Here is a 13,926-nt window from a genome sequence, read left to right on the forward strand (position 1 = left end):
TAGTACTTTTGCAATAATAACAAACGGGGCCGTTTTGGATTTGACAGGGTGGAGGTACGTATGTTAGCATGCAGTGCGTTGTACGGAGAGCACTTAAAAGAGAACGTTCACACTTTGATTGGCGAAAATAACTACGCCTTAGCAGCCTAATTTAGAATTAGTTTGCTTTTGTCCCTCTGGCTGCCGCGATGTTAGGCTAGAATCCGGGGCATCGAAATAACGACGCTGGCATTTGTAAGGTGTGGTACAGATGTGAGATAAAGCACCTAAGGTGAACGGTAAGGTCGGTTTCCAGCCCGCCAGATCCCGAAAATCAATTGGAAAATAAGCATGTAGAAGGCATAATTTGCCACACAACTGGACAAGGGTTCGAACCCCTTCGGCTCCACAAAAATGGACAAGTCAGATAATTCTGCACTTGTCCATTTTTTTTAGCACTTAATGTGCCGTTAATCGAAATTAGAACCTATAGGCTTTGTTGATAGAATAGTTCCATAGGAGACCACCAAAGGCTAATTGGTATCTAGATACGCTGCTTAATCTTGATATAACAATCTCTATACTTATCTATGACGTTAGTAACGTAAAAAGAAACTATGATACTTTCTTTCGGCTCCAAAGACATAGAAAAAATATGGAATGGATAAAGAGTATCTAAAATACCCATAGAAGTACAGACTATTGGAAGGAGGAAGTTACGTATACTCAGCAACTCACAAACTATCCGAGACCATTGCTTGTTAAGGTAGTACTAGGAAATTAGCTATTAAAAGCCGATGTAAATCAGTTTTAACCATTCACAATCGATCTAAAAGTCAAATTAACACGTGGCGTGATAACTTTCTTTGTTGGCGGTAATCGATGCAGCCAATGAGTTTGAGTAGTATCTTTCATCACTAATAGGCTTCCATGTTCCAATTGGCAAACCACCGTGTCCTTTGACTCTTTATGTTTAAACATGAACTTCCGCTCAGCACCGAAACTTATTGAACCTATGGCACCATTTGTTTCTAAATCTTTTTCACCATCACTATGCCATGCCATGCCCTCCTCACCCGAATGGTAAAGATTTAAAAGGCAAGAGTTAAATATCTCTCCACAGGCCTGTTCTGCAATACCCTTAAGTTCAATCAGTTCCTGAGTCCAGGGTAAGGCGAGCTTAGTTATATTGGAGTAGGTGTATTCAAAAGGCTTTTCGCCATACCATGCCACCTTCCGTTTGGTAATGATCCTTTTTCCAAAGATCAATGCTTCATCATTACGCCACTCAATGGTTTTCAGCAGCGTATCCAAATATTGGTCAGCTTGTGCTGTCTCTAATATTTTCCCATAGTAATTTACAATTCCGTCTTTGGGAAGTAGGTTTTCACTACTATCTCTAATCAGATCAAACAGTTCCATTTTTAAAATTTTTATACTTAGCACACATATATGTACAACATGCGCGATAACTCTTCAAAAATAATCGTTCTACGCTTAATTTAAGCCAGTAGGGTAAAACAACTATTTCATTGTGACCACCATTATGTATTTCACTCAGGCCATTTCGCAAGAAAATTAAACAGTAGAACCTATTAGCTTTAACTAACTTGAACGCTTCAAAAACAAAAATATGAGAAAGCTTAAGTTACAGATAAACATCTCGATAGACGGATTTATTGCAGGCCAAAACGGCGAACTGGATTGGATGTCACCCGAAATGGATGGTCGTCAATTGGAGCGGCTCCAAACGCTTACTGATGGTATGGACACCATCATCATGGGCCGTAAGATGGCAGCTGGTTTTATTACCTACTGGGAAAATGTAGTTGACAACCAGCCCGACAGCTCCGAATATCCTTATGCGAAAAAATTTGTGGATACGCCAAAGATTGTCTTCAGCAAAACCATGAAAAACATAAGCGGCAGAAACGTACAGGTGGAAAATGGCGACCTGGTAAGCGCAGTCAACAAATTGAAACAGCAGCAGGGGAAAGACCTTATTGTGTATGGTGGTGGTACCTTTGTTTCTGAGCTTATCGAATGCCAGCTGATAGATGAACTGCATTTGTTTGTTAACCCTACGGCCCTGGGTTCCGGACTGTCCATTTTTAAGAGTCGACAGGCATTTACGCTAGTAGATTCTATTTATTGCAGTAATGGAATCGTTGTCAATCAGTACGAACCAATAAAGGTCTCACTAGACGTATAGTTACTGCTGGTCTTTTGCCAGTACCTGCTTCTACGGCCTTTCTACCGATATATATTACTTGGCTTGTGATACTGGCTCTCTTTATTTCACAACCGATATTTTGAAGCTTTTCATAAGAAGGATATGAGTATATTTTACTACTTTTATTTATACCTTATTTAAAAAAAGCAATGAAAAAACATCTATTAACGCTTGTAGCGTTCTCTCTCATCCTTAGCGCTTGCAGTAAGAAGGAGTCTACTCCTGAAAGTACAATTGACGCAACCGAACTCACGTTGAATTACGACAAAGAGCACCAGTTCTCCGTTAAACAAGGAAACAATGACATTGATGAATCTACTTATGTCTGGAAATCAAGTGATGTAACCATCGGGACAATCGAAACATCGGGATTATTTAAAGGTAAACGTATTGGCAAAACGACAGTGACGGCCACTAAAGATGGGAAAACGCTGACTTCCCAAATAACTATTAACCCCTATTCGACTTTATTCACAGAGCCCTACATTGATTTCACTTTCACTAAAGCCAATGTCAAATCTAAAGAAACCAGAACTTTGGCCACAGGTGGTGAAGATGCAACCTCTTTAATGTATAATGGGGAGAATACCAAGATCAGCAACATATTTTACAGCTTCAAGAACAATTTATTGGAGGGCTCAATAGTCGTATTTAATACTGCTAACATTGTTCCACAAGACTTCGGTACCTTTTACTTGGAGCGGTATACATTAGTTGGAGACGACGATGACACTGTGTATTTCGCGAAGGGGAGCACACTTGTCGCGATTGGTGAAACTACCGGCATCGGATTCACAGCCATCTACGTCAAAAATACAAATGGAGCTGTCGCGAATATTAGTTTAAAAGAAGCTAAGATACTAATCGAGCAAAAGTCTATAGAACTAAAAGAAGGACTAAAATAAAATAAGCCCCAGAGCTTTTTAAGACCTTTGGGGCATTTTTTATTGTCTTTTGCCAAACTAGATCAGATGAGCTGCAATGTTCCAGCTAGCAGGGTTAATCGCCCGTTTTCTGTACTGGCAATACTATTCCGCAGCAACAAAAACCACAGACCTTGGTGGTAAAGTGATATTTATGCCGCCTGATATAGCCACTGATCTTGCCAAAAGCGTTTGATAGGTCAACGGCCCACCGGCTGCACCTTCAGGACCATTGTCATTGATCAACACCTTTCCTGAAAATTCGCCATTATCAGTGCCACCTGTAAGCACATAATAATAATATCGCTTGCCGGCATTGAAGTTATTGATACTAACATTGGTCACCTGAGCATTTGTACCTTTGTTGACCAAAACAATACCTGCTTCACCTGAACTAAAGCCAGATGCATAGCAAAGTACATCCTCAGTACCTGATACAGTACTATTGACCATTCGGTCACCTGTAAAGCGCTGGAAGAAGTACTGGTAGTAGAACGCGGGTCTAGGCGACCATTTAGCTACGCCATTACCTTCGTCGCCTAAACTAAACATCCCGTGGTCGTTGCCATAGTTATAGCCGTTAGCAATATCCCATCTTGACGCCATACCGAACTGATTTTTGATCAGCTCTCCCAATACCATCACCGCGTGGATACCTGCAACGTGAGAAACCATCTGCTTACTGCCTTCTGCTCCGATATTCCACTCTGTGAGTGCAATTGGTTTGAGTGGCACCCCTGCCCTTTGAGTGGTCGTTTTCATCCAATCCATCATAGACTTGCTAATACCGACCGGGGAATTCAAAATTGTTACCGCATTTGTGTTCTCACCCAATGGAGTATAATAGTCATGTACAATGTAGAAATCCGCATCATTGCCCGCTTGTTTGAAGTAACCGGTATTCCAGGTTCTGTCTACCATATTCCAGGAACTAACAGGGTCATGCTGAACAAGTTGTGCGCCAATCTTAATCTGTGCGCCCACTTCAACAGCTGCTTTACGCATTGAATCTGCAAAGACCTTGAAATGCTTTCCATAGGTCTCGCCGTCAATAATCTCCGGCTGACCGTCTTTATTCAAACGGACATCGATCTTCCATCCGGCCTGCCACGGCCCACTGCTTTCGTTACCAATCTCCCAGAACTTCGTTCTTCCCCGGTCAGCTCGTACCCAATCCGCGGCCAGGTGAGCAGCTACTTGATCGGGATGTGCACTCGTGCCATAACGGGCATAGCCATAGTTGACCGTAATAATCCCTTTGGTGTTGGTTTGTTGCAGCATCGCATAATAGTTTTCCAGAGATAAGGTCCAGCTCTCTGTATTCTTACCATACCAATAACCGGCGTCTACCGGGTTGCCATTAGTATCATACAGCTTGCCGGGCGCATCAGCTGGATTAACCCCGTTGGTCGCATTAAAGAAATAGATACTGGACAGATTTCCTCCTGGAAATCTGATCACATTGGGTGACAGATTTTTCAAGTGGTTGATCAAAATCGGTTCATTGACCATCTGCCCGATGTAAGTATTCGCATTGGTACCGAACAGGTATTTGGAGACCTTTGTCAGTGTCTTACTGTAATCCACCGTGACATTTACTGTTGCTGCAGCAGTAGGTTTTGCAATCTCAGCAAAAGCAGGCGCAGTAAAAGTCCGTGCTTGCCAATCATCCAGAAAAAAGCCTACAGAGGCCGCTAGCGCAGCTTCTGTAGGCGGAGTAACCGGTGTAACAGGTGGGTTGACGACCTCAGGCAAATTCTCTGCCTTGGTCGTTTTATCTTTCTTGCAGGAACTGGCCGACAAAGCGATCACTCCCACCAGAAATAACAATTTCCTGCTCATGTACTATTTAATTTTAACGATCCTGATGTTATCGATCGCAGCATCAAACTTGGCAATTGGCGTTGAAGAATCATTATAGAACATAAATGACATCGCCTTTGTGCCATTCGCACCTAGCAAGGTGCTCAAATTAGGAATAGCCTCACCCGTACCCTGGAAACCAGCAGCTTCCTTCTTGAAATTAGAAAGTGGTAAGGTAACCGTAGTCCAGCCCGCCGTAGTAAAAGAACCACCCGTGGCTGTTTTCCAAGGCTCATAACGTGCCATATAGGTATAGGAATCTGTACGGATCAGCAAAGCACCAGTCTTCCATGCTTCTTTTACATAAATGTCAAATTTCAACGCCCAATCTGTCGTAGGATCAGAGATATTGGCAGCTGGCACCCACTCACCATCATTCATATTGATTGACCTTCCTCCATCATACCATGCCTGATCATTGATGCCTACATTGTCAAACTTCATCTGTACATAACTGCCAGTACCACCCGGGAACAGCGTGGCATCGTTTGTTTGTGAAGCCGACCAATATTGGAATTTATTAATATCATCGAAGTTAGAAAACATTCCTGTTACTCTGTCATTGTAGCTTGCGTAAGATACTGAGCCACCTTTAGTGCTTAAGACGATTCTTCCAGTGGTAGCAGCCGCAGGGATAGTTACCTGCAGCGAAGTGCCCGTAGCGTTGCTGACAATATTAGTCCCATCACCCCCGGTAAAAGCTACTTTACTAACCATATAAAGGTATTGACCATAGATGGTTAACACTTGTCCGGCAGCTCTATATTCATAATCTACACCTGTGATCGTCGGTGGCGGTGGTACTAGGGGCAGATTGAAAGAAGTTTCCCCAGCATTGGTAACCACTCTGATTGTATTTTCCTGACCGGCAACAGGTTTTGAAAAGTCCGGCTCAGGTACCGTAACCACCAGGTTCGTTTTAGCTACCAAAGCGGCATTAAAAGTCGCAGACACGCCATTAAAATAGACTGCTGTTGCGCCAAGAAGATTGTCTCCTTGAATTACCACCAGTTGTCCCGGTAGTACCTTAGTCAGCGTAGAATCGTTAGGAGCAGCGCTTACGGCCCTGATCCGGGTGATTACCGGGGCGTCGCTACTGCTGTAAGTATTCTCTTTCTTGCAGGCCGTAAAGCAGGCAAGCGCGATCAGTATAATAAACAATTGTAATTTATGGCGGTGGAATATTAAGTTTTTCATCTTTAGTGATTTTGGATTGAATAATCTACTTGTAATAAGGTACCGGTGCATCTCTAAGCAATGGATTGGTGACCACATCAGCTTCAGGATAAGGCAATTTAAAAGCTGATTCAGATGGCGCTACTTTTTTGCTTGTATATACGGTAGTATTGGTAGTTGAATTGTAAGATACCGTTCCTCTATCCTGATTAGCCAACCTAGCGATTGTCTGAGCAGGATTGATGTCGTGCTGTCTAAGTAGATCAAACCAATACTGGCCTTCAAAAGCAAGTTCAATTCGTCTTTCTGCAAGGATATCCGTAATCGTCAGGCTACCAGTTTTGGCAGTTAGACCTGCCCTTGTATGCACCTTGTTAAAATATAACAGTGCATCAGCATCAGCTGTGGATGATGAATTGGCACAGATGGCCTCTGCATATAACAGGTATACATCGGCTAAACGCAGCATATACGTATTGATGCCTGTCGATAAAAAGAAAACACCTTTGCCATCATTATCAGCCGGGGTACCAACAATATATTTCTTCAGATTAGGGGTGGTACTAGTTACCGTATAACCACCAGTTGCCTTCAGCAACTCAGGATAGACGTCCCCGCTCTGCATGTAAGTTGCTTTGCGGCGTGTATCGCCGCTTACAAACTTATTCGAAAACAGGTCAATACTTATGGTATTGGCTGCCCCCCAGCCATTTCCTACTCCCGTTAACTTCGGTTCGGCAGCATAGTAAGATTGGGTAGAGTTGCCGATACCATAGGTCGTACTACCTACCCATTGTAAGGCGAAAAGTGATTCGTCATTGTTGTTATTCGCAATTTTAAATAGATCTGTATAGACAGGCATCAGATTTAGACCACTGTTCTTACACACATCGCCAGCATAATATTTAGCGCTGTCCAGGTAAAGCTGTGTTCGCATACCGTTTCCATTGCCAGTGCCATCATCTTTCAAACCCGATCTTGTAAGGTATACTTTAGCCAACATACCTTCAGCCGACCATTTGTTAACCCGTCCTGCATCTTTTACCACTCTTAGGTTTTCTGAAGCAAAACGCAAATCATTAATGATGAAACGATAGATATCTTTAATGGTATTTCTTGGTCTGGAAGGCATATCTACCAGTGTCCTGTTGTCTTCAATAATCGGCACCGCTCCCCATAGTTGCACCAGTTGGAAGTAAGCCGTTCCTCTTAAGAACTTTAGTTCAGCTATGGCTGCATTTTTTGATTCTGCAGAAATAGAAGCTGAAGCCTTTTCATTGAAATAGATGATGTTCATGTTGCAATGTGCAATGATGCGGTACAAAGAACGCCAACCCTCGTTGACTCCGGTTTCGCCTGATGATACTGCAAAACTGTTCCAGGAGCCGGCATTACCACCACCAAGGTTGCCGGACAAGGCATCCCCGATGAAAAGAAGCACCTTATCATTATAATCGAACCATGGAGAACCATATAAGGCTCCAGTCACTTTTCTTAAGTCACCCTCTGTCTGATAAAAATTGTCAATAGTTACAGCATCCAACGGAATGCGCTCTAAAAAGTCTTTTTTACAACCGGCTGCTACAATCAAAATGGCGATGGTGCTAAGCAGCAATTTTATATTTTTCATAATTGTTATATTAAATGTTAAAACCCAGCCGATAAACCAAAAGTGAACGTCCTGGACGAAGGGTAACGGCCATAATCTATACCTGAAGATAATGCACTTTGTGAGGCCGATCCAACCTCCGGATCATATCCGGTATAATTGGTGATCGTAAACACATTCTGAACATTAGCGTATACCTTCATATAGCTTAATTTCGCTTTGTGAATCAGGTTCCATGGTAGGTTATATCCCAACACAGCAGATTTCAACCTGATGTATGAACCATCCTCAATAAAACGCGTCGAAGGTCTGGCATTGTTGTTCACATTCGCATAAGTTACCCGTGGTACTTTAGTATCTCCGTTGATCAGATAAACATTGTTTACATCTGTTGCTGATCCTGCAGGATCGATAAGACCGATTCTTGCGAAGTCGGCTACAGATTTCAGCATTCCGAAGTTACCTCCAGTGTCTTCATTCTCTCTTTTAAGATTATTGAAGATCTTATTGCCATAGTTTCCATTAAGAAAAAGGGTTAGTTCGAACGCTTTGTAACGGAAGGCATTGTTAATTCCGAACTGAAACTTCGGCATAGGCGAGCCCAAATAGGTACGGTCTTTTTCATCTATGATACCATTTCCGTCAAGGTCTCTGAACTTGATATCTCCAACCCAAACATTATTGGGATCAATTGGAAGGATCTCGCCATTAGAGCCAGCAGGCCTCGCACTATTTTGTAAATCTGCGGCGTCTTTGAAGATCCCAATCATTTCATAACCATAAAATTCTGCAATAGAAGTGCCAACGGACGTTTGTGAAACAATTGTAGTTCCATCTACATACGTAGGAATGATGGTATTATTGGTCACCAGGCCAGTTACCTTATTTTTGTTCCTGGATAAAGTCAGCGTACTGCTCCAGTTGAAATCTTCTGACTTGATATTTGCGGTATTCAAGGTGAACTCAAAACCCTTGTTATCTATGGAACCCAGATTATATGCTGGAGCACCTAGAGCGCCAGTAGCATAACCAACACTGGTTCCAGAATACAAAGCCAATGGCAATGTCTGTAGTAGTCCATCTGTTTTCTTCAAATAGGCATCAGCGGTAAGCTGAATACGGTCGTTAAAAAAGCCTACATCTATACCTATGTTTGAAGTTTTGGTTTTCTCCCAGGTGAGGTCAAGATTAGAAAGATTGGAGATCAGAACTGTAGTTCCGAAGCCACCGGTCTGCACCGTATTCAGTTTAGCGCCGTAGGCGTAATTCCCGATATTTTGATTATTTAACGTTCCATATCCAAGACGTAGCTTAAGGTTGACGTTACTCTCTTTCATGAATGCCTCTTCTGATACACGCCAGGCGAAGCCAAATGCCGAGTTAAAATTCCACCTTTTATTCTCAGCGAAGTTTGATGAACCATCATTCCTTACGGTTGCGGTTAGCAAATACTTATCAGCAAAAGTTACATTAAACCTTCCGAAATAAGACTCGATAGCCGAATGCCCTTTACCGCTCGTCGCTGTTGCGTCTTCGGCGTTACCCTGACTCAACTCAGAAATATTATTAGTTAACAGTCCAGTGGTTCCGGCATTGACAAATTCATAAACAGATGAAGTAGCCTCATGCCCAAGGGTAGCATTCACATCAAGCTTATCAAAGAACTTATGGACATAGGTAAAATAGTTCCTATAGGTAAGGCCCGTTCCGTTGGTGTTGCCACGAGTAGCAGAACTTACCAGATTCTCTACTACGCCGAATTTGTAAGTTGGGGTAAATTGGTAAATGTTACCGCTGTTCAGGTTTCCACTTACCTCACTTCTTAAGGTCAGGTCTTTATAAAATAGGATGTCGGAGTAAAAGTTACCGTAAAGCTCCACACGCTTACGCTCGTTCAAAGATAGTTCGGCGATGGCAAGCGGGTTACCGCCCGATAAAGGGAAATTGGGATCATATGGTCCACCATAAGTACCATCAGGATTCCTGGCAGGTATATCTGGAGACTGACGAATGGCAAAGGAAATCAGGTTTCCACTCTGGTTATTGATGTTTTCTATCACTCGGGACATTGATACACTCGTTCCTAATTTAAGCCAGCTAGTGGTTTTATTATCAAAATTAATACGACTGCTATAGCGTTTAAAGTTTGAATTCGTCGCTATACCTTCCTGGTCAAAATAACCCGCACTGATCAGGTACTTATTACGGTCATCACCGCCGCTCAGGTTTAGGTTATAGTTCTGCAATGGCGCATTGTTAAAAATCTCCTTTTGCCAGTTGGTACCTTCACCAAGCACTGATGGATCTGCAAATTCCGGTGTAAAAGTACCTCCGATATTCCTAACTCTTTCATTCCTGAAAACAGCAAACTCTTGCAGGCTCATTACCGGCATATAGTATGGCAGTTGCTGTACGCCATAAGAGGCATCAAAGTTTAGCTTTGGCGCACCAGACGCACCTCTCTTTGTGGTAACGATAACAACACCATTACTTCCTCTTGAACCATAAATGGCCGTCGCCGAAGCGTCTTTTAAAATATCGACAGACTCAATATCACTCGGGTTCAATGAAGCGAGTGGATTAGTGGTCGGCGTTCCTCCGGTATAGATTTGATTGTTCCCATCACCCCCGTAAAATATACCGTCTACGACATACAATGGTTCTGCACCTCCCAGAGTGGCGACACCGCGGATTTGAATAGAAACTCCTCCCCCAGGCTGACCTGAATTGGTGTTGACTACAACACCTGCCGCTCTGCCCTGTAAGGCCTGATCAAAGGTAGCCAGTGAACCATTCTTGATATCAGTAGCACGTACAGATGATACGGCTCCGGTAAGATCTTTCTTGGTGGTAGTACCATAACCGATAGAAACCACAGAGACTTCCTGAAGTGTCACATTATCTGATGTCAACTGAACATTTCCCAGGTTGGTCGCAGTTCCAACAGTAAGCTCTCTCGTTTCAAAGCCGATATAACTGATGGTTAACACATCACCGGTTTTAGCGGCAATGCTAAACTTGCCTGAGGCATCAGTAATTGTCCCATTAGACGTGCCTTTCACTTTGACATTTACACCTGGTATGGCCGCCCCCTGGGTGTCTGCTATTGTTCCTGTTATACGGCTTTCCTGCCCATAAGAGTCCATTGCAAAGAAACAAAGCAGAAACAGCAATCTGCATACAGAATGCCAGGCCTTTCTTGTAATTAATTTATTCATGCGTTTATAATTTGGTGATTTGTTAATAAGTTACTTTTTTAGTTCAATTGCGCTTCCCGAGTATTTTATAGTGACCGCCTGTTCCTTATCGAAGTCCAGTTTCACAGGCCGGTCGGGAGTTATCCAGATGACCCTGAACGTCCGGTTTTCCAGCATCCCTTTAAAGCTGCCTTTCCGCGCTGCAATAGTCAGCGTACGTGTACTTTCTTTGTAGCGCAGGTCGATATTCGAATATGCCCCTTTCTCATAGTTATAACTGTTTCCTTCGTCTTCATACAACGAGAAACTGGCATCTTTGCCTGTATAAACATATAAGGTAATGGTGTTGGCCGGCTTTTCATCTGTGTATTGTAAAGCTGGTCCCATCGGGATGATCGACCCTTCTTTGACATACACCGGCATCCTTTCATAGTCTGCTACCGCATTGATGCGCTGGCCGCCAGAGAAAAACTTACCGGTATAGAAATCGTACCAGCCTTGTCCGGCGGGCAAGTATACACTACGTGTGCGGTCCAGATAAGTATATACTGGATTGATGAGCAACGAAGGTCCGAACAGATAAGAGTCTCCAATATTTAACACCTGAGGATCAGATGGAAAATCCATCATGAGCCCACGCATCAGCGTATAATTTTCATGATAGCTCCTGCCAGAAAGCGTATAAATATATGGCATCAGGCGGTAACGCATCTGATTGTAATAAAGCATACTCTTATAAGCCGGATGATCGGCAGGTGCAATATTGTAGACCTCACGGAAGGGAAATTGTCCATGCACACGGAACAACGGAACAAAGGCTCCAAATTGAAACCAGCGAGTGTTTAATTCGCGCCATTCATCCAGGTCTTTGCCTGTAGCTTTTTCGTAACGTCGTTCTACCGAAAAACCGCCGATGTCCATGGTCCAGAAAGGCATTCCTGATAGCGAAAAGTTGATACCTGCACCAATCTGCGATTTCATATCCTCCCAGCGGGAGGCGATATCACCACTCCAAGTTGTGGCCGCATAGCGCTGCGAACCTGCATAGGCAGAGCGGGTCAGAATAAACACCCGCTTCTCAGGGTTCTCCTGCCGTTGTCCCTCATATACTGCTTTAGCATTTTGTAAAGGAAAGGCATTAAAATACGTTGTCGAAGCACCAATTGCCGTAGGCGTCATCAGCTCTTTACGCTGTGGCACAGAAAGATTAGAGTGCATATCCGGCTCTGTAGCATCCATCCACCAGGCATCAATTCCTTTGTGGTAGAGTTTTTTGCTCATCAGCTCTCAAAATGCCGTTCGGGCATTGGCATTAAAAGGGTCATAGAACGTGTTTTGATAACCTTTCGCAATCCAATCGCGTCGGCCATCTGCAATGTTCCTTTTGAAGAGGAAATTAGCTTTATCAAAGGTGTTGTAGCTATCTACGTCCTTATAAAATTTAGGCCAAACAGAGATCATGAAGTTGACATGCTGTTCGTGGAGCTTTTTGATCATCTGATCCGCATCAGGAAAGCGGCTAAGGTCAAATTCCTGACTTCCCCACTGGTCTTGTTTCCAATAGGACCAATCGAGTACGATATTATCCAGCGGAATCTTGCGCGAACGGAATTCTTTTACGGTATTCAATATTTCATCTTGCGTTTTGTAACGCTCCCTACTTTGCCAAAAACCCATTGCCCATTTAGGTAACATCGTTGCTTTTCCACTGATCTCGCGATAGCCGCTAATCACCTGATCTGCGTTATCCCCCTGGATGAAATAGTAATCCACAGCCTTTCCAGATTCAGATTGCAATGCAAAGGTGTTTTTCTCTATTTCCGTTTGAGGAGGTAAACAGGTTAAACCCAAGTAAGATTCAGAGCCATCAGGTATCCATTCGATCTTAAACTTTGACTTGTTGCCCTTGGTAAGGTCCAGATCAATGACCGCGGCACCCGGATTCCAGGCCTGACGCCAATAATCAGCAACAAGCTTTCCTTCAAACCAAACCTTTACATATCCGGCATATTTAAGTTGCAACTGGTAGCGACCACTAATTCCACTGCCGATCGCACCTTCATAGGTAACAATGGCATCCTGCATTTTAAGCGCTGTTGGAAATTTATGTTGATCACTCAACCAGTCCAGGGATATTTCAGATGCAGGCTGACTGAGCACTACTTTCTCGGGTGCTTCTTTAGTTGCATAGCTGGCAGTCAGCCATCCTTCTTCACCGTCTTTTGAAAATAGCTGAAGGGCATTTAGCGGTTCGTAATCACGGATATCACCTGCCCGGGTGATGGAATAGTTATCCCATAATATGCCATAGTTTTTATTAGAAACAAAAAAAGGAACAGCCACTTCCGTATTGTACTGCACAAGATCCACGCGCCGTCCACGGTAGTTCACCATACCTTGCTGGTGCTGCCCCAGTCCGTAATAGGCTTCGTTATTCTGAGCATCAAATACCTGGGTCAGCTGGTAAGACGATTCGCCGCTATACAACTTGGGTAGCAATGCCTGATAGGGTGTCTTAGATTGAGCTAATAATATTTTACCCTGCAGATCTTTGAAAATAATGTTGCCGGTTGTGGTAGAGACTTCAGCACGGATGGCTTTGGTAGACAGGATCAAAACATCACCAGTTTGCTTTAAAGTATAAGCGACCTTCGTATCGTTACGTTTAATGGCTATCAAACTGTTGGAGCTACTCAAATCCTGGCCAGCGGTCACATGAATGATCTTATCACTGAGCGGTTCAAGTCGTATAAGCTTTATACCATATAACGGTTGCTTGATGGAAATCTCGACGCCAGTTGGAGTCTGTGTATAATCTCGTTGCCCCTGTGCAAAAACAGAAATAGAGGTAACGGCGCAAAACAAAAATAGTACAGCTTGATTTAGCCTGGGTCGTTGCATTCAAAAACTCGTTTCACCCATTAGGAAGATTAATTCCTGCCTGGC

Annotated in this window: 8 protein-coding genes, 1 other RNA gene and 1 pseudogene; 3 read left to right on the top strand and 7 right to left on the bottom strand. The window is 43.3% G+C overall.

What is annotated here, in order from left to right:
- The first annotated feature begins 25 nt into the window (after nucleotides 1-25).
- Nucleotides 26-391, top strand: a transfer-messenger RNA (tmRNA) gene (gene ssrA, locus WKF66_RS08240).
- 398 nt (nucleotides 392-789) lie between these two features.
- Here ssrA and WKF66_RS08245 read toward each other — a convergent pair.
- Nucleotides 790-1,401 carry an alpha-ketoglutarate-dependent dioxygenase AlkB family protein gene (locus tag WKF66_RS08245; protein WP_489673951.1) on the bottom strand — a complete coding sequence of 204 codons (612 nt, stop codon included), beginning with the start codon at nucleotides 1,399-1,401 and terminating at the stop codon, nucleotides 790-792.
- Between the two features lie 211 nt (nucleotides 1,402-1,612).
- Here WKF66_RS08245 and WKF66_RS08250 point away from each other — a divergent pair, with 211 nt between their 5' ends.
- On the top strand, nucleotides 1,613-2,191 hold the full coding sequence (locus WKF66_RS08250; protein WP_489673952.1) for a dihydrofolate reductase family protein: 579 nt from the start codon (nucleotides 1,613-1,615) through the stop codon (nucleotides 2,189-2,191).
- Nucleotides 2,192-2,361: 170 nt separating this feature from the next.
- A complete protein-coding gene (locus tag WKF66_RS08255; RefSeq protein ID WP_489673953.1) occupies nucleotides 2,362-3,117 on the top strand; it encodes an Ig-like domain-containing protein in 756 nt (251 codons plus the stop codon).
- A 123-nt stretch (nucleotides 3,118-3,240) separates the two neighbouring features.
- Here the strand turns inward: WKF66_RS08255 and WKF66_RS08260 are convergent, their stop codons facing one another.
- From WKF66_RS08260 to WKF66_RS08285, 6 genes and pseudogenes are all read right to left on the bottom strand, one after another.
- Complete coding sequence (locus WKF66_RS08260; RefSeq protein WP_489673954.1) at nucleotides 3,241-4,977, bottom strand: alpha-L-arabinofuranosidase; 1,737 nt, start codon at nucleotides 4,975-4,977, stop codon at nucleotides 3,241-3,243.
- Nucleotides 4,978-4,980: 3 nt separating this feature from the next.
- A complete protein-coding gene (locus WKF66_RS08265; protein ID WP_489673955.1) occupies nucleotides 4,981-6,195 on the bottom strand; it encodes a glycan-binding surface protein in 1,215 nt (404 codons plus the stop codon).
- Between the two features lie 25 nt (nucleotides 6,196-6,220).
- Nucleotides 6,221-7,804 (bottom strand): RagB/SusD family nutrient uptake outer membrane protein, encoded by a 1,584-nt coding sequence (locus WKF66_RS08270; RefSeq protein WP_489673956.1) that lies wholly within the window; start codon nucleotides 7,802-7,804, stop codon nucleotides 6,221-6,223.
- 17 nt (nucleotides 7,805-7,821) lie between these two features.
- Entirely contained in the window at nucleotides 7,822-11,001 is a 3,180-nt protein-coding gene (locus WKF66_RS08275) for a SusC/RagA family TonB-linked outer membrane protein (protein WP_489673957.1), read from the bottom strand.
- A gap of 30 nt (nucleotides 11,002-11,031) precedes the next feature.
- Nucleotides 11,032-11,691, bottom strand: a complete 660-nt coding sequence (locus WKF66_RS08280; protein WP_489674220.1) for a DUF5110 domain-containing protein — start codon at nucleotides 11,689-11,691, stop codon at nucleotides 11,032-11,034.
- Nucleotides 11,668-13,881, bottom strand: a pseudogene (locus WKF66_RS08285) (TIM-barrel domain-containing protein); the annotation flags it as partial. The gene WKF66_RS08280 and the pseudogene WKF66_RS08285, both read right to left, overlap by 24 nt.
- Nucleotides 13,882-13,926 lie beyond the last annotated feature (45 nt).

Origin of the sequence: Pedobacter sp., from assembly GCF_037719805.1 — a bacterium.
GTDB lineage: Bacteria > Bacteroidota > Bacteroidia > Sphingobacteriales > Sphingobacteriaceae > Pedobacter.